Source organism: Pusillimonas sp. NJUB218 (assembly GCF_003788685.1).
GTDB lineage: Bacteria > Pseudomonadota > Gammaproteobacteria > Burkholderiales > Burkholderiaceae_B > Neopusillimonas.
This window is the reverse complement of the sequence record NZ_NQMK01000005.1, coordinates 171,884-196,590: the sequence shown is the minus strand read 5'-3', so window position 1 is coordinate 196,590 and position 24,707 is coordinate 171,884. Positions and strand designations below refer to the sequence as shown.

General features: G+C 54.1%; 24 protein-coding genes and 1 pseudogene. 14 read left to right on the top strand and 11 right to left on the bottom strand.

From position 1 onward, the window contains the following. The first annotated feature begins 39 nt into the window (after positions 1-39). The 3 genes and pseudogenes from CHR62_RS08615 to CHR62_RS15820 all read left to right on the top strand — a co-directional run. Positions 40-1,311, top strand: coding sequence for a Rieske 2Fe-2S domain-containing protein (locus CHR62_RS08615; RefSeq protein ID WP_119443158.1), 1,272 nt, complete (start codon positions 40-42; stop codon positions 1,309-1,311). A 45-nt stretch (positions 1,312-1,356) separates the two neighbouring features. Further along, on the top strand, positions 1,357-2,130 hold the full coding sequence (locus CHR62_RS08610; protein WP_119443159.1) for an SDR family NAD(P)-dependent oxidoreductase: 774 nt from the start codon (positions 1,357-1,359) through the stop codon (positions 2,128-2,130). Positions 2,131-2,239: 109 nt separating this feature from the next. Next, positions 2,240-3,288 (top strand): annotated as a pseudogene (locus CHR62_RS15820) (IS3 family transposase); the annotation flags it as partial. Between the two features lie 249 nt (positions 3,289-3,537). Here CHR62_RS15820 and CHR62_RS08595 read toward each other — a convergent pair. The 6 genes from CHR62_RS08595 to CHR62_RS08570 form a co-directional block, all read right to left on the bottom strand. Continuing rightward, positions 3,538-4,494, bottom strand: coding sequence for a PDR/VanB family oxidoreductase (locus tag CHR62_RS08595; protein ID WP_123660648.1), 957 nt, complete (start codon positions 4,492-4,494; stop codon positions 3,538-3,540). Positions 4,495-4,590: 96 nt separating this feature from the next. Beyond that, on the bottom strand, positions 4,591-5,301 hold the full coding sequence (locus CHR62_RS08590) for an ABC transporter ATP-binding protein (protein ID WP_119442583.1): 711 nt from the start codon (positions 5,299-5,301) through the stop codon (positions 4,591-4,593). Beyond that, positions 5,298-6,047, bottom strand: a complete 750-nt coding sequence (locus CHR62_RS08585) for an ABC transporter ATP-binding protein (protein ID WP_119442584.1) — start codon at positions 6,045-6,047, stop codon at positions 5,298-5,300. The genes CHR62_RS08590 and CHR62_RS08585 overlap by 4 nt, the downstream gene beginning before the upstream one ends. Positions 6,048-6,056: 9 nt before the next feature. Further along, the gene (locus CHR62_RS08580) at positions 6,057-7,067 is read right to left on the bottom strand and encodes a branched-chain amino acid ABC transporter permease (RefSeq protein WP_179950537.1); all 1,011 of its coding nucleotides are present in this window, start codon (positions 7,065-7,067) and stop codon (positions 6,057-6,059) included. A 6-nt stretch (positions 7,068-7,073) separates the two neighbouring features. Next, the gene (locus CHR62_RS08575) at positions 7,074-7,955 is read right to left on the bottom strand and encodes a branched-chain amino acid ABC transporter permease (protein ID WP_123660673.1); all 882 of its coding nucleotides are present in this window, start codon (positions 7,953-7,955) and stop codon (positions 7,074-7,076) included. A gap of 76 nt (positions 7,956-8,031) precedes the next feature. Next, positions 8,032-9,186, bottom strand: coding sequence for an ABC transporter substrate-binding protein (locus CHR62_RS08570; RefSeq protein WP_123660647.1), 1,155 nt, complete (start codon positions 9,184-9,186; stop codon positions 8,032-8,034). A gap of 521 nt (positions 9,187-9,707) precedes the next feature. Here CHR62_RS08570 and CHR62_RS08565 point away from each other — a divergent pair. Continuing rightward, positions 9,708-9,962, top strand: a complete 255-nt coding sequence (locus CHR62_RS08565; RefSeq protein WP_123660646.1) for a hypothetical protein — start codon at positions 9,708-9,710, stop codon at positions 9,960-9,962. Between the two features lie 285 nt (positions 9,963-10,247). On the opposite strand, the gene CHR62_RS08560 is transcribed toward CHR62_RS08565, so the two are convergent. The 3 genes from CHR62_RS08560 to CHR62_RS08550 all read right to left on the bottom strand — a co-directional run bounded on the left by CHR62_RS08560 (position 10,248) and on the right by CHR62_RS08550 (position 13,121). After that, positions 10,248-10,655 (bottom strand): LexA family transcriptional regulator, encoded by a 408-nt coding sequence (locus CHR62_RS08560; RefSeq protein ID WP_233574918.1) that lies wholly within the window; start codon positions 10,653-10,655, stop codon positions 10,248-10,250. Positions 10,656-10,785: 130 nt separating this feature from the next. Continuing rightward, the gene (locus CHR62_RS08555; RefSeq protein ID WP_119442588.1) at positions 10,786-12,000 is read right to left on the bottom strand and encodes a site-specific integrase; all 1,215 of its coding nucleotides are present in this window, start codon (positions 11,998-12,000) and stop codon (positions 10,786-10,788) included. Positions 12,001-12,176: 176 nt separating this feature from the next. Continuing rightward, a complete protein-coding gene (locus tag CHR62_RS08550; RefSeq protein WP_123660644.1) occupies positions 12,177-13,121 on the bottom strand; it encodes a YicC/YloC family endoribonuclease in 945 nt (314 codons plus the stop codon). 134 nt (positions 13,122-13,255) lie between these two features. On the opposite strand from CHR62_RS08550, the gene rph reads away from it, so the two are divergent. From rph to ntrC, 6 genes are all read left to right on the top strand, one after another. Further along, positions 13,256-14,005, top strand: coding sequence for a ribonuclease PH (gene rph, locus CHR62_RS08545; protein WP_233574917.1), 750 nt, complete (start codon positions 13,256-13,258; stop codon positions 14,003-14,005). 4 nt (positions 14,006-14,009) lie between these two features. Then, a complete protein-coding gene (rdgB, locus tag CHR62_RS08540; protein ID WP_123660643.1) occupies positions 14,010-14,615 on the top strand; it encodes an RdgB/HAM1 family non-canonical purine NTP pyrophosphatase in 606 nt (201 codons plus the stop codon). A 5-nt stretch (positions 14,616-14,620) separates the two neighbouring features. Next, positions 14,621-15,865: a radical SAM family heme chaperone HemW gene (hemW, locus tag CHR62_RS08535; RefSeq protein WP_123660642.1), complete on the top strand. Its 1,245-nt coding sequence runs from the start codon at positions 14,621-14,623 to the stop codon at positions 15,863-15,865. Between the two features lie 209 nt (positions 15,866-16,074). Next, positions 16,075-17,487: a type I glutamate--ammonia ligase gene (glnA, locus tag CHR62_RS08530; RefSeq protein ID WP_123660641.1), complete on the top strand. Its 1,413-nt coding sequence runs from the start codon at positions 16,075-16,077 to the stop codon at positions 17,485-17,487. 22 nt (positions 17,488-17,509) lie between these two features. Then, on the top strand, positions 17,510-18,562 hold the full coding sequence (glnL, locus tag CHR62_RS08525; RefSeq protein WP_123660640.1) for a nitrogen regulation protein NR(II): 1,053 nt from the start codon (positions 17,510-17,512) through the stop codon (positions 18,560-18,562). Positions 18,563-18,565: 3 nt separating this feature from the next. Next, positions 18,566-20,053 carry a nitrogen regulation protein NR(I) gene (gene ntrC, locus CHR62_RS08520; protein WP_123660639.1) on the top strand — a complete coding sequence of 496 codons (1,488 nt, stop codon included), beginning with the start codon at positions 18,566-18,568 and terminating at the stop codon, positions 20,051-20,053. A gap of 111 nt (positions 20,054-20,164) precedes the next feature. Here the strand turns inward: ntrC and smpB are convergent, their stop codons facing one another. After that, positions 20,165-20,623, bottom strand: a complete 459-nt coding sequence (gene smpB / locus CHR62_RS08515; RefSeq protein ID WP_093970109.1) for an SsrA-binding protein SmpB — start codon at positions 20,621-20,623, stop codon at positions 20,165-20,167. A 66-nt stretch (positions 20,624-20,689) separates the two neighbouring features. Between smpB and CHR62_RS08510 the strand changes: the two genes are divergently transcribed. The 3 genes from CHR62_RS08510 to CHR62_RS08500 are packed head-to-tail and all read left to right on the top strand — an operon-like array spanning position 20,690 to position 22,621. Next, positions 20,690-21,121, top strand: coding sequence for a type II toxin-antitoxin system RatA family toxin (locus CHR62_RS08510; RefSeq protein ID WP_123660638.1), 432 nt, complete (start codon positions 20,690-20,692; stop codon positions 21,119-21,121). Then, positions 21,114-21,464 carry an RnfH family protein gene (locus CHR62_RS08505; RefSeq protein WP_123660637.1) on the top strand — a complete coding sequence of 117 codons (351 nt, stop codon included), beginning with the start codon at positions 21,114-21,116 and terminating at the stop codon, positions 21,462-21,464. The genes CHR62_RS08510 and CHR62_RS08505 overlap by 8 nt, the downstream gene beginning before the upstream one ends. After that, the gene (locus CHR62_RS08500) at positions 21,461-22,621 is read left to right on the top strand and encodes an enoyl-CoA hydratase/isomerase family protein (RefSeq protein ID WP_123660636.1); all 1,161 of its coding nucleotides are present in this window, start codon (positions 21,461-21,463) and stop codon (positions 22,619-22,621) included. Before CHR62_RS08505 ends, CHR62_RS08500 begins: the two co-directional genes overlap by 4 nt. Here CHR62_RS08500 and CHR62_RS08495 read toward each other — a convergent pair. Further along, positions 22,597-23,574 carry a folate-binding protein YgfZ gene (locus CHR62_RS08495; protein WP_123660635.1) on the bottom strand — a complete coding sequence of 326 codons (978 nt, stop codon included), beginning with the start codon at positions 23,572-23,574 and terminating at the stop codon, positions 22,597-22,599. The two genes, CHR62_RS08500 and CHR62_RS08495, sit on opposite strands and share 25 nt — an antisense overlap. Positions 23,575-23,707: 133 nt before the next feature. Between CHR62_RS08495 and mltG the strand changes: the two genes are divergently transcribed. Further along, positions 23,708-24,706 carry an endolytic transglycosylase MltG gene (mltG, locus tag CHR62_RS08490; protein WP_123660634.1) on the top strand — a complete coding sequence of 333 codons (999 nt, stop codon included), beginning with the start codon at positions 23,708-23,710 and terminating at the stop codon, positions 24,704-24,706. Position 24,707: the final 1 nt, after the last annotated feature.

Here is a 24,707-nt window from a genome sequence, read left to right as displayed (position 1 = left end):
AGACGGACATTTGCCAACCAATCAAAGGAGTTAAACATCATGAATTTAGAAATGTCGGAAACATTAGTTCGTACTGGTTCAGGGACCCGCATGGGTAGTTTGATGAGGTGTTATTGGATACCTATCCTGAAGTCCAATGAGATCGCTGAGCCCGATTGCCCCCCCGTCCGTGTGCAGGTATTGAGTGAAAAGCTCTTGGCATTTCGCGATACAGATGGCAATCCAGGAATCATCGATGAGTTTTGTTCTCACCGAGGGGTGTCTCTTTTTTTCGGTCGTAACGAAGAGAATGGGATTCGCTGCGCATATCACGGTGTGAAGTTTGACCGAAATGGTCAATGTGTTGACGTGCCATCCTCGCCAAAGGCTTGCGCCCATATGCATATCAAGTCATATCCGTGCATTGAGCGTGGTGGAATTGTGTGGGCCTACATGGGATCAAAAGATCGCATGCCGCCACCTGTTGATCTGGAGTGGGTGACTTTGCCAGAAAGTCATGTCCATGTGTCGCGACGCTGGCAGGAGTGTAACTATTTGCAGGCTATGGAAGGTGGTATCGATACTGCGCACGTTTCATATGTGCACCGTTACGAAGTGGATATTGATCCAATGCACCAAGGCACAAAGGCGCTTGATTACATCAAGGCAGACGGCAATGTGGTGTTCGAAATCGAAAAGATGCCATTTGGATTGACTCTGTTCGGCCGTAGGAACGGAGAGGAAGATTCATATTACTGGCGAATCACGCAATGGTTGTTCCCCTGGTACACATTGATTGCCCCGTTTGGCGACCATTCCATGGCAGGTCACATTTTCGTGCCGATGGATGATCATAATTGCTGGGTTTGGAGCGTCAACTTCCATCCCCACAAACCTCTCTCAGACGAGGAGCGCCGTGAGCTCGAGCTCGGCAAGGGAATCCACGTAGAGTACGAGGAGGGCTCTCTGAGACCTAAGGCCAATAAGGACAATGACTATTTGATTGATCGACAGGCGCAGAAAGATAAGCGTTCATATAGTGGCGTCTTTGGTTTTGCACTTCAGGACTCATCATTGCAAGAGAGTATGGGGCCAATTCAGGATCGAGAAGCCGAACATTTGTTGCCTACTGATAGGGCAATTGTGATGGCAAGACGGATGCTTCACGATGCGGTAATTGGGATGGAGAAAGGAGAGCAGCCCCCTGCGTTAGATGCGGCGGCGCAGCATGTACGTTCAGCCGGCGTTCTACTGGATCGATCTGTGAATCCAGTTGAGTGGGCGCGTGCGCATCTGAACAACAACTTGGACAAGCCAATTTATACAGTCTGATAGATCTTGTTCAATTTAGGTGCACCATTTGAAGGGGTGTTTTAAGTGGGTAGATTAAGTAAAAAGAAAGCGTTGATTACCGGAGGTGGTGCTGGTATCGGCTCAGCATGTGCTCGATTGTTTTGTTCTGAAGGGGCAATTGTCACGATTGTCGATAGTGATAGGCAGTCGCTGGAACTTACGGTAGATTTAGTGAGGTCAACAATTCCTGACGCTTTGATTTCAAGCTTTGTGGCAGATGTTTCGTCAGCTGAGTTGGCTCAGTTGGCAGTTCAGCATTGTGTTGACTTCTCCGGCGGATTAGACGTCCTTGTAAATAACGCTGCTTGTCGGAATTATTCGACATTGGGTGAGGCCACTTTAGATGAGTGGAACGCCGTGGTATCCGTGAACTTGTTTGGAAATGCTAATTATTGCCGAGCATCTTTGCCGTATCTGCGTCAATCAGGGAGAGGCAGCATTGTGAATGTTTCGTCATGCTACGCAGTTAGTGGGCGTAAAGGAATGGGTCTTTACGACACCACCAAAGCAGGACAATTGGCGTTTACACGTACTTTGGCTCATGAGGAAGCATGCCATGGGGTCAGAGCCAATGTTGTTTGCCCTGGCTCAACCCTAACGGAATTTCATATTGCTAAAGCAGAAGCGAAGGGTAAGAGTGTTGATCAGCTTAAAACTGAGCGTAGTGTCACATCACTGCTTGGTCGTTGGGCTTCGCCAGAGGAAATTGCATGGCCAATTCTTTGGTTGGCTTCGGATGAGGCCTCCTTCGTTACAGGAGCGACCTTTATGGTTGATGGTGGATTGTCAGCTATGTGATTTACGTTGCCTTAGCGAATATATGGTATCCAAATAACCTTATATTAATAGACTCGGTGGGTGGATTGAGAATCTGTGACTTGTCCCGGCCTTTTCGATCCACTGTAACTTGAGACAATGGCCTCTTAGGCGGAGAGAGGAATATGAAGCCCGATACGGCGATGAACAGATTGTTCGAATCGTGCGCGAAACTGACAAGGATACGGTGGCCGAGGTCGCCAAGCGCCACGGTATAAGCGAAGCGACGATATATGCCTAGCGCAAGAAATTTGGCAGCCTGGAAACGGACGAAGTGAAGCGGCTAAAAACGCTGGAAGCCGAGAACGCCCGGCTGCGGAAGCTGCTGGTTGACAGGGAGCTTGAGATCGACGTGATGAAGGAGATCAACGCAAAAAAGTGGTGAGCGTACAGGGCCGATTAATGCAGGCACGATACGCCATTTCCCGTGGCGTATGCCAGCGTCGGGCCTGTGCGCTGATGAATGTCTCCCGCTGTGGTTTGTATTACACATTAAAGATGCCCGTAAAGGACGCCCCGGTGATTCAGGCTATGCAACGATTATCATAGTACCCACGTTTTGGTTCGCGCCGTATTCGTATCTTTCTGGGTCGTGGGGGCATTCAGGTTGGCAAAGAACGATGCTCACGCCTGTGGGGTCAAGCTGGTTTGCAAGTGCCGGCAAAACGCAAACGACTCCGCGTGGCTGGCACCCAGTGTCGCCCGTGTCTTCCTAACGGCAGAAAGAGCGTTTGGAGTTACGACTTCGTGTACGACGCCTGCGCCAACGGTCAGACACTTAAATGTTTGACCGTCGTGAACGAATACACCTGGGAATGCGTCGCCATTGACGTGGCCGTAAGCATTCGGGCCAACCGCGTGATCGACGTGCTTAGCCGTTTGGTGAGCTTGCATGGCTCGCCCTAATACCTTCGAAGCGACAACGGTCCGGAGTTTGTGAGCACGCAGCTGTTGCAATGGGCCGTGGATGAAAAACTCGAAACGGTTCTGATCGAACCGGGCAAGCCATGGCAGAACGGCACCAACGAGAGCTTTAACGGAAAATTCCGCGACGAATGCCTGTCGATGGAATGGTTCCGCAATCGCTTGGAAGCCCGGGTCATCATCGAAGACCGATGTCGCCACTACAATGAGATCCGACTGCAACAAGACATTTTTGGGGGGTGCTGGTGAGGCCAACTCCTACATATTTGAAATCTGAGCAGGTCTAACTATATTTGTACAGTGGTGCTTTTGCTTGAGTCCATTGTTCTGGTTCATGGCCTGGACCCCAGCATTCGATCGCTGTGCCATCGCGACGAACGACTGGGCCGCATTTTTGTTAGGTGGAGCTTATAATTCCCGGACGAGAAGGGCTTGCTTTGTGCCATTTGAGGAATGGTTGACGACCTACAGATCAAGCGTAAGCATTGCTGACTTAGCTCTAGAGCAGCAGGGCAGAATCTGGTTGTTAGCTGTTTTCTCTGCATCCGTCAGGTATAAATCACGGTGATCAGGTTCACCTTCGATAACGCGAGTAAGACAAGTTCCGCAAACGCCCTCCTCACAAGACACGGGTATGAATACGTCATTCTCTTCCAGCACCCTTGTAATTGACTTACCCGGTGCGACATCAAGAATAGTTCCCGAACTAGCGATTTTTACCTTGAAGACTTTGTCGCCGCTGGTATCGATTTCCCCTGCTCCGAAGTATTCAAAATGGATTTGGTCACTCGACCACCCGGCTTCTTTGGCTGAGTCGACGACATAGTCGATAAATCCTTTTGGGCCGCACACATAAAGATGAGTTGTTGGCGAAGGTTTAGCCATTAATGTTTTGAGATCAAGTTTCTGAGCATCATCACCGTCGTCGAAGTGGAAATGAACGCGGTCTGAAAACTCTGATGATTGAATCGTGTCCAGGAATGCAGTACGTTCACGTGACCGAGTACAGTAGTGCATTCTGAAAGCAGCATTGATGCGATTCAGTTGGTGTGCCATACTCAAAATCGGGGTTACACCAATACCGCCAGCTAACAGCAAGCTTTGATTTGCACTAATGAGCGGAAAGTGATTTTTCGGCGTGCTAATTCTTAGTACGTCGCCCACTTTGATTTTTTTATGGATAGCGACTGAGCCCCCTCTTGACTCGGCATCTTTCAGTACAGCGATTACATAGCGGTGACTTTCGGTGGAATCGTTCAGCAGTGAATACTGCCTAACGATTCCACCAGGCAGGTGTACGTCTATATGCGCACCCGCGGTGAAGTATGGTAGTTGTTTTCCGTCTACTTCGGCTAATTCAAGGCTGATGATATCAACGGCTTCAAAGATTTTATTGACAACAGTTACTGATAATTGATTCATTACATTTAAAGGTTTAGTTGAGAAACTAGGCTTAAGAGCGAATTGAGTTGAATAGAAAGGTGAGCATCTCGGGCTCTGTATGCTTTTGGAGGTATTTCAAACGCCTAGATATTGAGTTAACAATTCAGGTTGTTGAATTAGGGCTGCACTCTGTTTTTCATGGACAACCACACCTTTCTCAAGGACAACGCAGCGGTCCGTGTTGGCCAGTACCTTGCGATAATTCCGATCAACGATCAGGGTGGCTACGCCAGTTTCACGAATCGTTCCGATAATGCGCCATATCTCGGCGATAATGAGGGGCGCTAGTCCCTCTGTTGCTTCATCAAGGATTAACACGTCCGGGTTCGTCATTAAGGCACGACCAATCGCTAGCATCTGCTGTTCACCCCCCGACAGCTGTTGTCCACCGTGCCCAAGCCGCTCTGTAAGCCTTGGAAATGTCTCTAGAACACGATCGTAGCTCCAGTCGTTGCGTTCGTTAACTCCGGGACGAGCTGCGACCAGTAGGTTTTCGCGAACATTTAGGTTTGGAAAAATACCTCTGCCTTCGGGTACATAAGCTACGCCGAGGCGTGATACTTGATGAGGTGCTGAGCGTGTGTGGTCATCACCTCGGATTTTGATTTGTCCAGAGCTAGGTCGTACATGTCCCATAAGAGTTCTGATCAATGTGCTCTTTCCCATGCCGTTTCGACCTAGTAGACCAACAGATTCACCAGGATTAATTTTAAAATTGACATCAAACAGAATATGGCTCTCACCGTAGTGGGTGTTTAGACTTTTTGCTTCGATCAAACTGCTCATGCTTCATCCCCCAAGTAAGCTGTTTGCACATCGGGGTTATTGCGGATTTCCTCAGGTTCACCATGAGCGATTACGCATCCGTTCACCATAACGGTGATTTCGTCGGAAATGCGAAAAACAGCATCCATGTCATGTTCGACTAGTAAGACAGCATGTTCTTTCTTTAGGTCGTTTAATAGGCCAAGCATGCGATCGGTTTCTTCTGCCCCCATGCCAGCGAGTGGCTCATCGAGTAGGAGCACTTTGGGTCGAGTGGCGAGACACATCGCGATTTCGAGTTGGCGTTTTCCACCATGAGAAAGAAGGCCAGCTTTGCGATGGGCAAACTGTGATAAACCCGCGAGCTCCAGTGCGTGACTGGCAGCTTCATTAGTAAAGTCACATTTTGTATGTGGTGTGCCCCAATTCCAGAATTTCTGGTGCTTGGATTGCGCGGAAATTCGACAGTTTTCGTGGACTGATAAGGAGGGGAAGATTGTTGTGCGTTGATAGCTTCGTCCGAGGCCTGCTTGAGCTCGATCTGGTTGTGACCAGTCTGTTATGTCTTTATCCAACATCTTAATTTGACCCTCGTTGGGTGGGATTTCACCTGATAGCACACTGACAAGTGTGGACTTTCCCGCACCGTTCGTACCGATCACTGCATGGACAGCACCCTGATTTAGGTTGAGTGATGCGTTGTTAATGGCGATTAAGCCTCCGAAGCGTCGTGTTATGTTTTTTGCTGATAAAAGTGTTTGAGACATGCCTAGACCTTAATGTACTGTTGCTGAGCGTACTGTTGGTGATGGTTTTTTTTTGCCACGTCTTTTACTGAGCTGTTTCGGCAGACCGATCAAACCTGTCGGCATAAGTGCCACCAGCGCGATCACGGTGAGACCAAAAGTTAGGTGCCAGTGGACGGCAAACGCGCCAAAAATTGCTTCTGATTGGAAGAGTTCTTGCAGAAAAATGAGGCCAGCTGCTCCGATCATCGCACCCCATAGTCGACTGGTCCCCCCCAGAATGACCATGAATAGAACAATGCCCGATTGCTCCCAGCTCAGCAATTCCGGATTGACGTAGCCGTCCTTAATCGCGTACAGCACTCCTGCAAGGCCGCCAAATCCTGCCGCTACGATGTAAGCGGTGAGCTTGTAACCAAAGGTCGAATACCCGACAGCTCGCATACGCTGTTCGTTGACGTGTATACCTGTTAGCGCCGCTCCGAACCGTGAACGCATGAGGATGGTCAGAAAACCCCAAGTAAATATCAGGCATCCGAGGGTAAAGACATAAAACGAGTAATTGCTACTGATGTCGAGAAGAACAGCGTCTCCGATTCGTAATTCTGGGCGCGTATTCAGATAAATGCCGTCAGTACCACCCCCGAGTTTGGTGTCGTGAAAGACGTAGTAGGCCATTTGCGCAAATGCTAGCGTGACCATGATGAAGTACACCCCTTTGGTTTTCAGGGCTAAAGGACCTGTGATTAAGGCGTAAACCATGGCAGATATCACCGCTACAGGCACAAGCCATAAAAGGTTGCCAGCCGCGAATTCGGGCGACAGTAGCGTGACTGCGTAAGCAGAAACTCCAAAAAAAGCGGCGTGTCCTAGGCTGATCAAACCTGTGCATCCAACCAGTAATTGAAGGCTCAGTGCAAAAATACTGTAGATCATGACTTTGATGATCAACGTCGTGTAGTAGGCGGTTGTTATCATTGGTAAAAAGGCGATAACAATAACCAGTGTTAGCATCAAAAGAGTGCGAGATTTTGAATTCATTTCGCATCAGCCTTGTTTAAATAGCCCTTCAGGCTTGAAGAGGAGAATGGTTGCCATCATTATGTAGACGAGAACTCCGGCGACCTGAGGAAATAGAATTTGACCGAAAGTGTCGATAAATCCAATCAACATTGCGGCGATAAAGGCACCCTTAATCGAGCCGATGCCACCGATGACCACGACGACAAAGCAGATAATGATGACGGCATTCCCCATGCCTGGATACACCGATGAAACTGGTGCTGCAATTGCCCCCGCTAGTGCAGCCAAAGCAACGCCAAGTGCAAATACGACACGAAACAGTTGATTGATATCGATGCCCAGTGAGTTGATCATTTCCCGATTGCTGGCGCCGGCTCGGATCATCATGCCTAGTCGGGTGCGTGACAGTAGCCAATACATGAAGACAGCAACAATGATGCAAACCGCCGATATGAAAAGTCGGTAAGTTGGGTATGTCATGAGATCGCCAAGTTGAATAGAACCGCTGAGCCATTCTGGGGCCGATACGCCGTGTACATCGTTGTCGATGATAATGCTGCGTAGTTCCTCAAAAACCAAAATCAGCCCATAGGTCATAAGGACCTGTTGAAGGTGGTCGCGTGTGTACAGATAGCTGTAGAAGGCCCACTCAAGAAAATAGCCGAGTAGGGCAGCCAGAACAATGCAGACCAGAACAGTAGTAATGAAGCCCCCTCCCAGGTACTGCGCCACCAAAGGCTGGAGAGTAAAGGCCATATAGGCACCGATCATGTAGAAACTACCATGTGCCAGGTTAATAATGCCCATGATGCCGAAGATAAGTGTCAGTCCACTGGCTACTAAAAATAGCAGTAATCCATATTGGACAGCGTTCAGGCACTGAATAAGGTAAGTGGCCACGTCCACAACCGTTCCTTTTCTAAAGATTTGTGCCTCTTTCTTGACGATAAATTGATCATTGTCAAAAAAGAGGCGAGACAAATTAGAGTTTGCAGCCCCGTGCTGGGTCGGCAAGTTTCTCTACAGCAACTTTAACGATTTCATTTTTGCCATTCTTTACTTGGCGAAGATAAATATCTTGGATCGGATTGCCTGCAGCGGACAACTTGAATTGACCTCGGGGGCTGTCGACCACGGCGTTGCTCATAGCTTCATGCATTTGATCGCGTTTCTTGATGTCGCCTCCAACTGCTTTCAGGCCTGCGTCAAGTAACTGCGCCGCGTCGTAACCTTGTATCGCGTATACGTCAATCGGATTGGATGGATAGCGCTTCGAGAAACTAGCGCGGAAAGCATTGTCACGTGGAGTGTTTAAGTTGTCGGCGTAATGAAGCGTTGTTAAAAGGCCATCAGCTGAAGCACCTTGGGCTTCGAGAGTACCGTCGGTTAAGAAGCCGCTACCTAATAGTGGAATATTGGCAGCTAGGTTTGCGCCGGCATAATCTTGTACAAATTTGACTGCGCCACTACCCGCAAAGAAGGTATAAACAACGTCAGGCTTAATTGACGCAATTTCCGTCAATAGAGGCTGGAACTCAACGGTAGGGAAGGGTACAGTCAGGTGTCTGATTACTTTTCCGCCTTTCTCTTCAAAAGCCTCTTTGAATCCATCGGTCGATTCTTGGCCGGCAGCGTAGTTCCAAGTGATTGTGACGGCAGTCTTGTAACCCTTATCGATAGCGACCGGTCCCATCGCGTAGCCTGGTTGCCAATTTGAAAATGATGTTCGGAATACACCTTTGCTGCACAGTGGGCCAGTAATCGCATCAGCACCTGCATTAGGAATAATTAGTGTTACACCCGCATCCTTAGCAGCCTTTGCTAAGGCCATTGCTACGCCTGAGTGCACCGACCCGACCAGCACATCAACTTGGTCTCGTTTAATGAGTCTATTTGCATTGTCAGGACCTTTTGATGGATTGGATTCGTCATCGACCCGAAAGTACTGGATATCTTGACCTGCCAGTTTTCCACCTTGCTCTTCAACATAAAGCTTGAAGGCATTTTCGATCGTTTGTCCGATTGTTCCGTAAGCGCCACTGTACGGAAGCATGAAACCAACCTTTACAGTTGCTGAAGCTTGAGCGCAAGCGACTGTAAAGAGCGTTGCCGTGGCAAGAATCTTCAATTTCTTCATTTGTCTACTCCAGGTTATTTATTGACGCACAATACCGTCATTTTCAAAATGTCCATTAGGTGGACATTAGTATCATTTTATGTGAAGAGGTTTGTATCCGCTAGTCTTATAGGTAGGCACCTAGGGAAATCCCCACGTTGATCCGACGTTTTGCAGCACTTAGGCCATTTTGTTATATGACGGGTTAGTTGATGTGGCCTGTCCCGGCTTTTTGGATCTACGGTAACTTGAGATAATGGTCTCTTGGACGGAGAGAGGCACATGAAGAAGAACCGATACAGCGACTGGGTATTTCGGAGCAACGTGACCACTGATTTCGGCCGAACGTGACCGACGGTTTCGCTCCAACGTGACCGATTTTTGCCTTTGACCGAAATGGGCGGTCACGATAGCGAAATGGCCGGTCACGATGCCGTGACGGCATCCTACAGCGGCGTGACGGTGTTGCGCATAGAACGAACTTAAAGCGGGTACGCTTGCCGGTTTCCACGGAGAAGCCAATGCCCGCGCAAAGGATGACTATGCGTAAGATTAAAGATGTACTGTGCCTCAAATTGCAGGCAAGGTTGTCGCGTGAACACATTGCTACGGCCTTGCACATATCCAAAGGGGTCGTTGCCAAATACATCGGCCTGGCCGGCGCGGCGGGGCTGGACTGGACTGGACTGGACTGGGCGTCGATCCGTGACCTTGACGAAACGCAACTAGAACACCGTTTGCTAAGCAAGCCGGTCAAGCGGTCGGACTACGTGCTGCCAGACTATGGTCGAATCTAGCAGGAGTTGCAGCGAAAAGGCGTGACCCTCATGCTGCTGTGGGACGAATACCAGACCGAGTATGCAGTCATTGATTTCATTGCGCTCCTTTTACCCCCTAGACCTTGACCTGCTACTCGCCCACAAGAGACGATGAACCCCGATATCAAGAGTCGGAAAAGCATGACGCATGCTACTAACAAACTTGATCCATAAGATCGTTGTTGCTGAGCCCCACCAGGGGTTTGCCTTCGAGGCTTGGGCGCATCACGCGCTCGCAGGAGCAGTAAAAGCTGTTGCCGTCGATCAGGGCGATACGCTGCTGGTGTGTGGTCGAAACGTCCATGTCACTACTCTCCAGACATACAGCTCTTGCCCGTCCTTAAGCTCAATGTTGGCAAACGTAGGGTTGGCGCAGTCCAGCCGAACCACGCCTTTGCACTTGTAAAGGCGTTTGACGGTGTATTCCCCATCAACTACCGCCACCACAACACGTCCATGAGCCGGTGTGACTGACCGATCCACGAAGACGTAATCCCCGTCTTGAATGCCAGCGTCGCGCATGGAGTCGCCACGCACGCGCATGAAGAACGTGGCGTCGGGCTGCTTGACCAACAGATCATTTAGATCAAGCCGTTTCTGGGCATGGTCCTGAGCAGGGCTAGGAAAGCCGCATTGCACTGTGCTGGGTATGCCCCAGACAGTTACCGGCATTTGATTTACTGGAACGGGTTTGCCCATATTTTTACTGTGTATAGAAACAGTATTTTAGCGTTATATGAGCAACAAATTAATCGTCGGCAGAAAATTCCTAACGAGGAAAACGGGTCGATCCCTGCCTAGGCTAACCTGACATCATTGGTGCGAGCTTCTTGGCAAGCAGCTCCAAAGCTTCCCTTCGTTCATTGAAGTAGTCATGACGATTGTAAATGCCCTCTACACCTTTGAGTTTATGGTTCAAGCACCGCTCTGCCACGTGCCCAGGAACGCCTAGCGAAGCTAACAAGCTCCGGCAGGTGCGTCGTAAGTCGTGAACGGTGAAATGCGCCAGATCTTCCATTTTGTTTTCAGGTTGCACATCTTTGCCAGGGTCCCTACCAAACAGTTTGCATATCGCCCGATTCAGGGTGTCTTTACCCATGTGTGGCATTTTGCTCGACCGCCTATTTGGGAAAACATAGTCAGACCCAAATGCACGCACTTTAAGCTCGTTTAGCCACTGAATGGCTAAGTCAGGTAATGGGATGTCAATGGCAATACCCGACTTGCTTCGTTCTTTGGGCAGGTACCAAACCTTTTCGTTCAGGTCGAATTCGCTCCACTTTGCTTCCGTTAGCTCGCCTTTTCTGACGCCCAACAAGACTAAAAGCCCACAGGCCAAGTAGTTTTCCCGGGTAAAGCTAGTTGCTTCTTCTCTGAACTTCTTGAACGCAAATGTAAGCTCTTCGAAGCTCAGGGCTCTATCTCTGCTTTTTTCTATACCGCCAGCATCGTCTACCGAAAAGGCAAAAGCAGGGTTGCTGGAAACGATGTCTAGTTTGATGGCGTGATTAAACATCTGCTTGCAGTACAGCAACGCATCGTTGGCAATCGTTGGCCTGCCGCTTTCCGTAATGTTACGCAGAATCTGCCTGATATCGCGCCCCGTAACAGCCGCTGGTTGTATTTGCCCAATGACTGGGGCGATGTCTTTTGTGTAGACCCGGAAGGGGATGTGGTGGTGCTTCAGGCGCTTTTTATTGCCTTCGTGCCAGTCCTTGAAAAGGTCATCGACGCAGTTGATCTCGCCATAACTGGCTCTCTTCTTTGCAACGAGGGGGTCAAGACCCTCTCGGAGTTGCTTCATCTGCAAAGCCGCCGCCACTCGGGCATCTGCAAGCGAAAGGTCGTCCACCTTGCCTAGAGTCATTTCTTTGCGCTTTGCGTTGGATGTGTAACGCAACATCCAGTACGCACGACCAACTTTGGGAACGACAAGGTAAAGGCCATTGCCATCGGCGAACCGTCCGGGCTCCCCCCTAATTCGTGCGCTGACGGCCTTGCTGGTAAGTTCTGCCATAACCCCCTCCAAATGTACCCACCACCAGGCTTGGTGGGTATTACATCATACTCACCATTATACCCACCGATTTAGACTTGATTCTGGTGGGTATCAGTAGACACCCATGGAGTTTGGTTTTTATATAAACTATTGATTTTATTTGTTATGTTGACATAAGTTGACATCGATTTAAATCACTCAATATTCTGGGCCTGCTCCCGCATCTGCTCAATCAACAACTTCAAGTCAATCGCTGCGCGCGTTACTTCAATACCTGCCGCCTTTGACCCCAGCGTATTGGCTTCACGGTTCATTTCCTGGAACAGAAAATCCAGCCGCTTGCCTACGCTGCCGCCCGGGCTTTTACCTTTGCCAGTTCCCGCGGCTTTGGCCTCGCCGGTCGTCAATACATGCGAGAGCTCGTGCAGGTGCGATTTCAGCCGTGACAGCTCTTCGGCGACATCTACCCGCAGCGAAAACAATGAAGTTTCTTGTGCAATGCGAGCCGACAATTCGGCGCCGGAAATTTGCGCAAACCCGCCGGGGTTTGCCGCTTCAAGCGCCTCGCGCAGACGCGCGGCCAGTTTGGACTTGTGGTCGGACAGCATTTGCGGCAAGGCGGCCTCAACCTCGGCCACAATGTCGTTGATCGACGCTGCGCAATCGAGCATCATTTGCGCCAATCGTGCACCTTCGCGTTCGCGGTTGGCCTGCATGTCTGCCAGCGCAGCTTCCAGCGCCTGTACCGACAATTGCGTCCATACTTCGGGGTCAAAACCTTCGGCGTCGCCAGCACCTGAGCCTTTGATCAGTTCAGCCAGGGCAGGCGAGGGCGTTTCGGGCAAAACTGCGCGGGCTTGCGCCAGTTGTTCGGCCACTGTCTGTAAATAGCTTGTATCCAGTGCCTTGGTCGTTTCGCTGCGGGTACGGGTATACGACAGCCGCACCTCAACCTTGCCACGCGTCAGTTGTTGCGACAGTCGTTCGCGCAGGGCACCTTCAGCAAAGCGCAAATCGTCCGGCATCCGGAATGTCACGTCCAGATAGCGGCTGTTAACGCTGCGCACCTCAAGAGAGGCCATCCCGTCGGGACCTTCGGTGCGGGCATTGCCGAAGGCGGTCATACTGCGAATAGTCATGAAAGTATCCTGTGTTGTGGTTCGTGGCGCGCGCTGAAATGCTTTAACATTGACGCTTCTTCCGCGTCTGACCGGGCCGTTGCTGTGTGATGCCGTTAACGGCTCGCAATGCCCAACTTCAAAGGAATACACTTTTGTCCGTCACTCAAGCCGCTCGCCCGTCGGGTCGCGAGCTCAACGCTCTGCGCCCATTGTCTATCGTTACCGGTTTTACACGCCATGCCGAAGGCTCGGTGCTTATTAAGGCCGGCGACACGCATGTATTGTGCAACGCCAGCGTTCTTGAAAAAGTGCCGCCATTTTTAAAGGGGCAGGGCCAAGGCTGGGTTACCGCCGAATACGGTATGTTACCGCGCTCCACGCACACCCGTTCCGATCGCGAAGCCGCGCGGGGCAAACAAAGCGGGCGAACACAAGAAATTCAGCGCCTTATCGGCCGCAGCCTGCGGGCCGTGTTCGATCTGGAAGCCCTGGGCGAACGTACCTTGCACCTGGATTGCGACGTTTTGCAAGCCGACGGGGGCACACGTTGCGCCAGCATTACCGGCGCGTGGGTGGCTGCGGCCCTGGCGGTACGTACCTTGCTTAATAACGGCCTGGTCCAGCGCAACCCCATTAAAGATCACGTAGCCGCTGTGTCGGTGGGCTTGGTCAACGGTCGCCCGGTGCTTGACCTCGATTACCTTGAAGACTCGGGGTGCGACGCCGACATGAATATTGTCATGACCGGTAAAGGGCAATTTGTCGAAGTGCAGGGTACTGCCGAAGGCGAAACCTTCGATCGCCCGATGCTGGATGATTTGCTCGATCTGGCAACCGTCGGGGTAGCGCAACTGGTCAAGTTTCAGCAACAGGCGCTCGATCTGGCGCAGTCAAAAGGGTAAGGCCATGCAAAAAGTCGTACTGGCCTCGAATAACGCTGGCAAGCTCAAAGAGTTCTCTGAGATCCTCGCGCCTGCGGGGATTCAGATGGTGCCCCAAGGCGAACTTGGCGTACCCGAAGCCGACGAGCCTTTTGGTACGTTTGTCGAAAACGCCCTGGCCAAAGCCCGGCATGCCAGCAAATTAACGGGTTTGCCGGCTTTGGCCGACGATTCTGGCCTGTGTGTAGACGCGCTGGGCGGTGCACCGGGGGTGTATTCGGCACGTTTTGCTGCGTTAAACGGTTTTGAAAAGTCTGACGCGGCCAATAATCAGTATCTGGTCAGCCGGCTGGCCGGGCAAAGTAACCGCAAGGCGCGTTATGTGGCGGTGTTGGTATACGTTAGTTCGGCCGACGATCCCCAACCCATTATTGCCGAAGGCGTTTGGCCTGGCGAAATCATCGACGCCCCAAAAGGCGGCAATGGCTTCGGTTACGACCCTCATTTCTATTTGCCGACATTGGGTAAAACCGCGGCCGAGCTATCGGCTCAAGAAAAGAACCGTGCCAGCCACCGCGGCCAAGCCCTGCAGCAGTTGTTGCCCCGGTTGGCCGACCGGCTTGGGCATTAAACCTCATGCGCACCATTATTCCCATACAGCCGGCAAATGCTCCGGCTAGTGCGGCCCCTGCCACACCCGCGGGTGTGGCGCTATCGGCAGGCAGCGGCATTACGCTAACCAGCCTGCCGCCGCTATCACTGTATGTTCATGTGCCCTGGTGCGTACGCAAATGCCCTTATTGCGATTTCAATTCGCACGAGCTTAAAGGCGATCTTCCCGAAGCCGAATATCTGTCGGCCTTGCAGGCCGACCTGGAGCAGGCGTTACCCTTGATTTGGGGCCGCCCGGTCGTGTCGATATTTATTGGCGGCGGCACGCCTAGCCTGCTGTCGGCGCAAGCGCTTGACCAAATGTTGGCTATGTTTCGCGCCTGCCTTACCGTTTTGCCCGGTGCCGAAATCACATTAGAAGCCAACCCCGGCACGGCCGAAGCAGGTCGTTTTCGTGATTTTGCCGCGAGCGGCGTCAGCCGTATCTCGCTGGGTATTCAAAGCTTCAGTAATGCAGCCCTGAAAGCGTTGGGGCGCATCCATGACGCCGACCAGGCGCGTGCCGCCATCGCTATGGCGCAAGCGGCCGTACCCCGGGTTAATTTAGATCTGATGTTTGCCTTGCCCGACCAAACCCTGGATCAGTGTGATGCCGACCTGGCCGAAGCTTTGGCGTTCGGCACCGAGCATCTGTCGCTGTACAACCTGACGCTTGAACCCAACACAGTATTTGCCAAGTACCCGCCCAATATCCCGTCGGAAGACGACGCGGCGATCATGCAAGAGCGGGTCGCCGACACGCTGGCGGCGGCCGGGTACGAGCGTTACGAGGTCTCGGCCTATGCCCGTCCGGGCAAACGTTGCCTGCATAACCTTAACTACTGGGAATTTGGCGACTATTTAGGCATTGGCCCGGGTGCACATGGCAAGCTATCGTTTCACGATCGCATTATCCGTCAGGCCCGCCTGAAAAATCCGGCCAGTTGGATGACGCAAGTACACCAGCGCGACGGCAGTCATTTGGCGCAAGACGATGTCGTACCTGCGCAAGACCTGCCCTTCGAATTCATGCTGAATGCCTTACGTCTGCGCAGCGGCGTAAGTGCTGCCACGTTTACCGAACGTACCGGCGTACCGGTGTCGGCCATTGCGCCGGCCGTTGATCGCGCCGTACGCAAAGGCTTGTTGGTTGACGATCCCACTCGCTTCCAGGCCACGGCGCTGGGGTGGCAGTTTCTAAATGACCTGCAATCCGAATTTTTGGATTAATGTGTAAAAACGGTACAACCGCACCTTAAAACGCACCATAATAGTGCGTATGCACCAATGTGAGTCAGTCGTCGCCACGGCAGCAGGCAAATTAATTTATCCGTGGTGCATTTCCCATCCATTTTGGCGAATTAAAAGTTGGCACGCTTATTGCTTGTATAGGCGTACGCAGTATCGAATTGTTGACCCCTCATTGCTCAGGAGTTCTTATGTCCACCCCAGAAGATGTTGTGAAGTTCATTGCAGACAAGGAAGTCGCCTTTGTGGACTTTCGTTTTACCGACACGCTTGGTCGCGAGCACCACATGACGGTGCCTGCCCATACGGTCGATGAAGAAAAACTCGAAGCCGGCCAGGCTTTCGACGGTTCTTCGATTTCGGGCTGGAAGGGCATTGAAGCCTCCGACATGCTGCTGATCCCCGATGCCAAATCGGCACGTATGGATCCGTTCCGTGAAGAGAACACCCTGATCCTGACATGTGACGTTGTCGAGCCGTCGGATCTGAAAGGTTACGATCGCGACCCGCGTTCGCTGGCCAAGCGCGCCGAAGCCTACCTGAAGTCCAGCGGCCTGGGCGATACTGCCTATTTTGGTCCCGAGCCCGAATTTTTCGTTTTTGACGGCATTACCTGGAACGACGATGCGTCCGGTTGCTTCGTCAAGATCAAGTCTGAAGAAGGTTCATGGTCGCGCGGCCTTGAGCTTGAAGGCGGTAACCTGGGCCATCGCCCCAGCGTCAAAGGCGGTTACGTGCCTGTGCCCCCGGTCGATTCTTTCGCCGACATGCGCTCCGAAATGTGCTTGCTGCTCGAACAGCAAGGCGTGCCCGTTGAAGTGCACCACCACGAAGTAGCCGGCCCCGGCCAGCTCGAAATCGGCACCAAATTCAGCACGCTGGTCGAGCGCGCCGACTGGAACCAGATTTTGAAGTACACCATCCATAACGTTGCCAACGTTTACGGTAAAACAGCCACATTCATGCCCAAGCCTATCGTGGGTGATAACGGTTCGGGTATGCACGTTCACCAGTCCATCTGGAAAGACGGTCAAAACCTGTTTGCCGGTAACGGTTACGCTGGTTTGTCTGAATTCGCCCTGTATTACATCGGCGGCATCATCAAGCATGCACGTGCGCTTAACGCCATCACCAACCCCGGTACCAACTCGTACAAGCGCCTTGTGCCGCACTACGAAGCGCCCGTCAAGTTGGCTTACTCGGCCCGTAACCGTTCGGCGTCCATCCGTATTCCTTACGTCGGCAGCCCCAAGGCCCGTCGTGTCGAAGCGCGCTTCCCCGATCCTTTGGCCAACCCCTACCTGGCGTTCTCGGCCCTCATGATGGCCGGTCTGGACGGTGTACAGAACAAGATTCACCCCGGCGACCCAGCCGACAAGAATCTGTACGACCTGCCGCCCGAAGAAGACGCAAAAATCCCGACCGTTTGCGCCTCTCTGGAAGAAGCTTTGGCTGCACTCGATGCCGACCGCGAGTTCCTGACCCGTGGTGGTGTGTTCAGCAACGACATGCTCGATGCCTATATCGACCTGAAAATGGCCGAAGTCACCCGCTTGCGCATGACTTCGCATCCGGTCGAATTCGACATGTACTACAGCCTGTAAACCGGGCAGGGTGGATCGTGACATGACGCACCCCGAAAGTTACGATCTGCTCGCTACCGCAGTTTTGCTGCTCGATGGCAAAGGCCAGGTGGCCTTTGCCAACAGCAGCGCCGAAGAGTTGTTCGGCGTGTCGCGACGCCAAATGCAGGGCGTCCCTGCGCAGGCGTTGTTTCATGCCGACGAGGCGCTGGCGCATCGTTTTACCGACGCCCTGGCGGGCCGATTCGGCATTTTGCGTCAAGACGCCGCCATCCGAACGTCAACGGGGCAGAGCGTACCTGTCGGCTTGGTGCTGGTGCCGCTTGAACATCAGCCTTGGGTAGCGTTGCTCGAAGTCCGCAGCCTCGACCAGCACGATATGCTCGATCGCACGCTGCAGCTGACCAAAGAGCTCAATATCCAGCGCGAGTCGCTGCGCAACCTGGCGCATGAGGTCAAGAACCCGTTGGGTGGTTTGCGCGGCGCGGCACAACTGCTCGAGGTTGAGCTCGACGACTCGGCGCTGCGCGAATACACCCGCGTCATTGTGGCCGAGGCCGACCGACTTAGCAGCTTGATCGACCGCCTGATTGCGCCACAAGGCGACACGCTGGTGCGTAAGCCCTTCAATATTCACGAGGTGTGCGAGCGCGTGTATACGCTGGTCAGCGCTGAATATGCGCAAAAAATCCAGTTTGTACGTGACTACGATGCGTCTGTGCCCGACGTGCTGGGCGACCTGCCGCGCCTAGTTCAGGCCTTGCTGAATATCGCGCGAAACGCTTGCCAGGCGCTCACCGAAACGCCCGGGGCAGCACCGCCGCGTCTGGTGTTTCGTACCCGAATTGGGCGTCAGTTGGTGCTGGCCACCCGGCCGGTCAAGATGGGCGTCATTGTTTCCGTGATCGATAACGGGCCTGGCGTGGCGCCCGATCTTCACGACAAAGTTTTTCATCCGCTGGTGACGGGTCGTGCCAGCGGGAGTGGTTTGGGGCTCAGTCTTGCCCAGGAATTTGTGCAGCAACATGGCGGGGTGATCGAGTTCGATTCCCACCCGGGTCATACCGAGTTCCGTCTGATACTGCCGTTGGAGTAGTTTATGAAACCTGTCTGGATAGTCGACGATGATCAAAGCATCCGCTGGGTGCTCGAAAAGGCCCTGGCCCGTGTGTCGATTCCGACGCAGTCGTTTGCCTGCGCCGACGACATGCTCGAAGCCTTGGGTCACGATTCACCGTCGGTGCTGGTCACCGATGTGAGAATGCCGGGCAAAGACGGGTTGACGCTGCTGCAAGAGATCAAGGGTCAGCACCCCGATATGCCGGTGATTGTGATGACGGCCTACACCGACCTGAACAGTACCGTAGCCGCGTTCAAGAAGGGCGCCTTCGATTACCTGGCCAAACCGTTCGATATCAACGATGCGGTGTCGCTGGTGCAGCGCGCCATTCCGCCCGAACCTGTGGCTCCCGTTGCGGCAACGCCCGCCCGGGCCGAGTCCTCCGATGCGCCCGGACCGGTCATGATGAAGTCGTCGTCAGTGGCCATGCAGGAAGTTTTCCGCGCTATTGGGCGGCTGGCGGTATCGCCCGCAACCGTGCTTATTACCGGCGAGTCGGGTACCGGCAAAGAACTTATCGCGCGGGCCTTGCACCAGCACAGCCCTCGTGCCGCCGGGCCTTTTGTGGCGCTTAATGCGGCGGCCATCCCCCGCGATTTGCTCGAGGCCGAACTGTTCGGCCATGAAAAAGGCGCCTTTACAGGCGCCACCCAGCAGCGGCGGGGTCGGTTCGAAGAGGCCCACGGCGGGACGCTGTTCCTCGACGAAATTGGTGACATGCCTTTCGAGCTGCAGACCCGGCTGTTGCGCGTTCTGGCCGAAGGCAGTTTCTATCGGGTAGGCGGCTCGCAAGCGATCAAGGTCGATGTACGTATTGTTGCGGCAACGCACCAGCCGCTCGAGCAACGGGTGGCCCAAGGGCTGTTTCGCGAAGACCTGTTTCACCGATTGAATGTGATTCGGCTGCGCTTACCGCCGCTGCGTGAACGAAAAGAAGATATCCCGGCGCTGGCCGAGCTCTTTTTGCAAAACAGCGCCCGTGCGTTGGGCGTTGCCCCGCGTCGGCTGACCAGCGCGGCCCTCGAAGTGCTCAGGGCGTTTGATTACCCGGGTAATATCCGGCAGCTCGAAAACTTCTGCCATTGGCTTACCGTCATGTCTTCCGGGCAAGTGGTCGATGTCAAAGACCTGCCGCCCGAGGTCGCCCAGGCGAACGGGCAGCGTGTTGGCGCTTCGACTGAAGCACCACCCGCGTCAGCGACCCCCGCGGTGGCTGGTGGCGGGGTTGTTCACCCCCCCGCTGCAGGCGACTGGTTAAGCCTGTTAAGCAAAACCGCGCAAGACAAGCTCGAGCGCAACGAGCCTGCCATTATGGCCACGCTGACGCGTGAGTTTGAGTCGGTAATGATCAGTACGGCGTTGCGCCATTGTCGCGACCGAAAAGCCGAAGCCGCGCAGCGCCTGGGCATAGGGCGCAATACCCTGACACGCAAGTGCCAGGAACTGGGCATTAGCAGCGTCGACTGACCTTAAGCAGGTAAATGCCAGGCTTTGGTTATTAGCATCGTTACTGATACGCCGCGGGCCAGCTGCCCGCGCCCGGGCTCAGCGCCGTGCGCGGCTTAAGGCCCGGCAAGCTTAATCTTTATTCCGCGTATCGTGCTTCATGATGCGTTCTTTTTCGCGCGCCCAGTCTTTGTCGCGCGAGGTGTCGCGCTTGTCGTGCAGTTTTTTACCCCGTCCAAGGCCAAAGTCCAGTTTGATACGTCCGTTTTTATAGTGCAGGTTTAACGGCACCAGGGTGTAGCCGCGCTGTTCGACCTTGCCAATCAGTTTGCTGATTTCTTCCGCGCGCAGCAGCAACTTGCGCGTGCGGGTATTGTTGGGGTGAACGTGGGTAGAAGCCGTTGCCAGCGGGCTGATGTGCATGCCCACGATAAAGATTTCGCCATCGCGCACAATGACGTAGCTTTCTTTAATTTGAACATGCCCGGCCCGGATCGCCTTGACTTCCCAGCCCTCGAGCACAAGCCCGGCTTCGAAGCGGTCTTCAATAAAATAATCGTGAAAGGCTTTGCGGTTGTCGACAATGCTCATTAGGGTAGGGGGCTTGGTGTATAAACGTTAAAATCAACCTTACATTCTATCCACTAAACCGAATCAATGCATACTGTTCAGCGATCTGTTCTTGTTCCTTACAACTGTGCCCAAATGTTTGACCTGGTCGCAGATGTCGAAAAGTACCCCGAATTCATGCCCTGGTGCGGCGGTTCAACGGTGCAATCGCGCGACGAACACGGCATGCAGGCCTCTATTACCATCAGCTTTGCCGGTATCAAGCAGGCCTTTACCACGCGCAACCGGCATGCCTATCCCACGCAAATCAATTTCGAACTGGTCGACGGCCCGTTTTCAAAGCTGTCGGGCAAGTGGGAGTTCATCGAACTGGCCCCCGACGCCTGTAAAGTCGTCTACACCATGGAGTACGCGTTTTCAAGCCGTGCGCTTGAAATGGTCGTCGGGCCGGTATTCAACCGCATCGCCACCAGTTTTATCGATTCGTTCACCCAACGAGCCCAGGCGTGTTATGGCTGAGCCCGCAGTCGTGCACATTGAAGTCATTTACGCGTTGCCCGATGCGGTGTGGCGCAAATCGCTAACGTTGCCGCAAGGCGCATGCGTCAGCGATGCCCTGCAGGCCAGCGGCTTGGCCGCCGATTACCCCGAGCTGTTCACCGCTGCCCCGTCAACGGGCATTTACGGCGTGGCCTGCGCGGCCGACCACATACTGGCCGACGCCGATCGGGTCGAGGTTTATCGGACGCTGCGTTTCGACCCCAAAGAGTCTCGCCGGCGCCGGGCGCTGCACCGCTTCGCGACCAAAAAATCCCTTAAAGGGGGCAAGCCTTCGCGCCGCAATGTGCAGGTACGGGCATGAAGGCGTCACGGCCACAAGCTGGGTCGGGCGAACCCGCTCCGGTACTGTTCAGCACACTGCCTGCGGCGGGCGGCTACAACTTGGGGCTTATTACCCTGAACCAGCCCCAGGCGCTAAATGGGCTGTCGCTCGACATGGCGCGGGCCATGTCAGCACAACTTGCGGCCTGGGAGTCTGACCCGACCATTGCCATGGTTATTATGCGCGGCGCAGGCGAAAAGGCGTTTTGCGCCGGCGGTGATTTGCAGGCTATTTACCCCAGCCTGCCCCAAACGCCTTACGCCAGCGGTTGGCAAAACGAATACCTGCGCACGTTTTTTCAGGTCGAATACACCCTCGATTATCAAATTCATTGCTATAGCAAGCCGGTGCTGTGCTGGGCCAATGGCATTGTGATGGGGGGTGGGGCCGGCCTGATGATGGGGGCCAGTCACCGGGTGTGCACCGAAACCACCCGTTTTGCCATGCCCGAAATCGTGATCGGGCTGTTTCCCGACGTGGCCGGCAACTGGTTGCTTAACCGCATGCCGCAGGGCGTTGGCCGGTTTCTTGCCTTAACGGGTAGCATCATCAATGCGTCCGATACCCACTATCTGGGCATCGTGAACCACCGCCTAGCGTCAAGTACATGGCCGGTTTTATTGCAACGTTTACAGGCAGTTCGGTGGCACGACAACAGGGCAAGCAACGACGCCTTGCTTGATGCTTGCCTGGATGACCTGAAAATGCCGGCCTTACCGCCCGGCCCGGTGCAGCAACATGCGCAAGCTATGGCCGATTGGGCTAACGCCAGCGATTGGCGGGTGGTGTATCGCAATATTGCGGCACTAGAAAGTGCCGATGACCCCTGGCTGGTGCAGTCTGCCCAGCGCTTGCGACATGGGTGTCCGGCCGCCATCGCCCTGGCGTTTCAAACGCTGACGCGCGCCAAAACGATGTCGTTGGCGCAGGTGTTTCAAATGGAATACACCGTGGCACTTAATGCGACGGCTCGCACAGATTTCAGGGAGGGTATCCGGGCGTTGCTGATTGAAAAAACCGGCAACCCCCGGTGGTCACCGCCCAGCATCGAACAGGTCGACGACGATGTCATCGCCACCCTGTTCGAACCGACCTGGCCGGCGTCGCAGCCTCACCCGTTGGCCACAATGGCATAGGGCAAGTCTTGCAGCACAATGGCGGGGCCGTTGGCAGTGCCAACCCGCAAGTCGGCCTGGCCCACGTCGGCCAGTTGCACTTCAAGCAGCACATGGGCCTGGTTATTGACGACCACGGCGTTAACGATGCGGCCCACGGGGGAGTCGGGTGCACCGGCATGAAACGTGTCGGTGCCGGGTGCGATGCCAGGCACAGTCGAAGCCGAGTCGAGGGCAACCACGCCACGCGCCATACGGCGCTTGACGGTGCCCCGATAGTGGCTGCGGGCCACGACTTCTTGGCCCGGGTAACACCCTTTGGTGAAACTAACCCCGCCAATCAGGTCAAAGTTAAGGGTTTGCGGGATGAACATGTCTTGGGTGGCCAGTTCGACCCAGGGCAACCCGGCGGCGATATCGGCGGCATGCCAGGCGCTGGTTGCGGCCGAGTCAGCGCCTTCGGAGGCTGAAGCGCTGTTGGTGGTGTCGATATGCCACCAACGAGCCTGGCCTGGGTTTGCACAAGGAGCGGCAATAAATGCCCCTGCCATCGTTTCGACAACGGTATAGGGTGCAGGTTGTTTGGGCCACGACGCGGCAGCGGCCGCAGCGGCCGGGGGCACCGCATCGGGCGTTGCGCAGCTTACGCCTTGAACCATGGCAGGCAGCAGGCTTAATTTAACTTTGGCCCGCAGGACAAACATGGACAAACGTTTTACTATGGCGGGCGCGATATCGTTCCGGATCAGGGCCCGATAGGTGGGGGCTTGGGCATTGGCCACTTGCCACACCACCATGCTGGCCAGCATGCGTCCTTTGGGCGTGCAGTAAGCTGCCAGGCAAGCATGCCCGGGTGTCAGGCCAGCAATATCGTTGCTCAGCTGGCCTTGCAAAAAGCCGGCGGTGTCGTCGCCAACGGCCTCGATAACAGCAAAATCGGCCAGTACGGTTGTCGTGCAAGAGGTTTCGGTCATGGGCTTTACATCAGGTTCGTAAGGTTTGGCATTATCGTTTTATGATAACGACCTTCTTCAGGGTTTGTCAGGATAACTCGGCTGTCTGAAGGGCTATACAAGCCCGGGCGACCACAGGACGCGAATGATACGGATGTTTAAAAAAGGTTTGTTGTGGCTGTTGGTTTTGATGATGGTGCTTTCGGCGGCGTTGGCCGGCGGCGCCTGGTACTGGGCGCACACCGCCGTTACGCTAAAGCAAGACCCGGCCGATTATCTGGTTGAAAGCGGTGCCGGCCTGCGCGCCGTGGCCCGCAGCATGAACGACGCCGGTGTCATGATTAATGAAGACCTGTTCGTGCTGATGGCGCGTCTGACCGGTTTCGACACGCAAATCAAGGCAGGCGCCTACGAGGCCCGGCTGGGCGATACCCCGCGCGGTTTGCTCGAACGCATGGCCAGTGGCGACATGATGCAGACACGTCTGACCTTGGTCGAGGGGTGGACGTACGCCCGTATCCGCGACGAATTGCGCAACAACCCCGACGTCAAGCAAACGCTCGAGGGTGTCAGCGATGCAGCCCTCAAAGATCGTCTGGGCATCGACAGCCCCAGTCTTGAGGGATGGTTCTACCCCGATACCTATGTATTTACGCCGGGTACGTCCGACTTCGACATTTTGCGCCGTGCCTATGCCGCGCAAAAAGAGATGCTCGACAAGCTCTGGGCGGCGCGCCCGGATGGCCTGCCCCTTAAATCGCCCTACGAAGCCCTGATTCTGGCATCTATCGTCGAAAAAGAAACCGGGCATGCACAAGACCGTGATCGCGTCAGTGGGGTGTTCATCAACCGGCTGCGCCTGGGCATGCCCTTGCAAACCGACCCGACTGTCATTTACGGTATGGGCGACAAGTATCAGGGGCGTATCCGTAAAGTCGACCTGCAAACCGATACCCCCTGGAATACCTACACCCGAGGTGGCTTGCCGCCCACACCTATTGCCAGCAGCGGGCGTGCCGCGCTCAACGCTGCGCTTAATCCCGAATCACACAAGTTTTTGTATTTCGTCTCGCGCGGCGACGGGACCAGTGAATTTTCCGAAAACCTGAACGCACACAACCGTGCCGTCGCCAAATACATTCTGGGGCGCTGAC

What these genes read in the sequence shown, in the direction of transcription:
- CHR62_RS08615 (WP_119443158.1), top strand. Translation starts at nt 40, where the DNA reads ATGAATTTAGAAATGTCGGAAACATTAGTTCGTACTGGTTCAGGGACC.
- CHR62_RS08595 (WP_123660648.1), bottom strand. Translation starts at nt 4,494, where the DNA reads ATGAATCAATTATCAGTAACTGTTGTCAATAAAATCTTTGAAGCCGTT.
- CHR62_RS08590 (WP_119442583.1), bottom strand. Translation starts at nt 5,301, where the DNA reads ATGAGCAGTTTGATCGAAGCAAAAAGTCTAAACACCCACTACGGTGAG.
- CHR62_RS08585 (WP_119442584.1), bottom strand. Translation starts at nt 6,047, where the DNA reads ATGTCTCAAACACTTTTATCAGCAAAAAACATAACACGACGCTTCGGA.
- CHR62_RS08580 (WP_179950537.1), bottom strand. Translation starts at nt 7,067, where the DNA reads ATGAATTCAAAATCTCGCACTCTTTTGATGCTAACACTGGTTATTGTT.
- CHR62_RS08570 (WP_123660647.1), bottom strand. Translation starts at nt 9,186, where the DNA reads ATGAAGAAATTGAAGATTCTTGCCACGGCAACGCTCTTTACAGTCGCT.
- CHR62_RS08565 (WP_123660646.1), top strand. Translation starts at nt 9,708, where the DNA reads ATGCGTAAGATTAAAGATGTACTGTGCCTCAAATTGCAGGCAAGGTTG.
- CHR62_RS08560 (WP_233574918.1), bottom strand. Translation starts at nt 10,655, where the DNA reads ATGCCGGTAACTGTCTGGGGCATACCCAGCACAGTGCAATGCGGCTTT.
- CHR62_RS08555 (WP_119442588.1), bottom strand. Translation starts at nt 12,000, where the DNA reads ATGGCAGAACTTACCAGCAAGGCCGTCAGCGCACGAATTAGGGGGGAG.
- CHR62_RS08550 (WP_123660644.1), bottom strand. Translation starts at nt 13,121, where the DNA reads ATGACTATTCGCAGTATGACCGCCTTCGGCAATGCCCGCACCGAAGGT.
- rdgB (WP_123660643.1), top strand. Translation starts at nt 14,010, where the DNA reads ATGCAAAAAGTCGTACTGGCCTCGAATAACGCTGGCAAGCTCAAAGAG.
- hemW (WP_123660642.1), top strand. Translation starts at nt 14,621, where the DNA reads ATGCGCACCATTATTCCCATACAGCCGGCAAATGCTCCGGCTAGTGCG.
- glnA (WP_123660641.1), top strand. Translation starts at nt 16,075, where the DNA reads ATGTCCACCCCAGAAGATGTTGTGAAGTTCATTGCAGACAAGGAAGTC.
- glnL (WP_123660640.1), top strand. Translation starts at nt 17,510, where the DNA reads ATGACGCACCCCGAAAGTTACGATCTGCTCGCTACCGCAGTTTTGCTG.
- ntrC (WP_123660639.1), top strand. Translation starts at nt 18,566, where the DNA reads ATGAAACCTGTCTGGATAGTCGACGATGATCAAAGCATCCGCTGGGTG.
- smpB (WP_093970109.1), bottom strand. Translation starts at nt 20,623, where the DNA reads ATGAGCATTGTCGACAACCGCAAAGCCTTTCACGATTATTTTATTGAA.
- CHR62_RS08510 (WP_123660638.1), top strand. Translation starts at nt 20,690, where the DNA reads ATGCATACTGTTCAGCGATCTGTTCTTGTTCCTTACAACTGTGCCCAA.
- CHR62_RS08505 (WP_123660637.1), top strand. Translation starts at nt 21,114, where the DNA reads ATGGCTGAGCCCGCAGTCGTGCACATTGAAGTCATTTACGCGTTGCCC.
- CHR62_RS08500 (WP_123660636.1), top strand. Translation starts at nt 21,461, where the DNA reads ATGAAGGCGTCACGGCCACAAGCTGGGTCGGGCGAACCCGCTCCGGTA.
- CHR62_RS08495 (WP_123660635.1), bottom strand. Translation starts at nt 23,574, where the DNA reads ATGACCGAAACCTCTTGCACGACAACCGTACTGGCCGATTTTGCTGTT.
- mltG (WP_123660634.1), top strand. Translation starts at nt 23,708, where the DNA reads ATGTTTAAAAAAGGTTTGTTGTGGCTGTTGGTTTTGATGATGGTGCTT.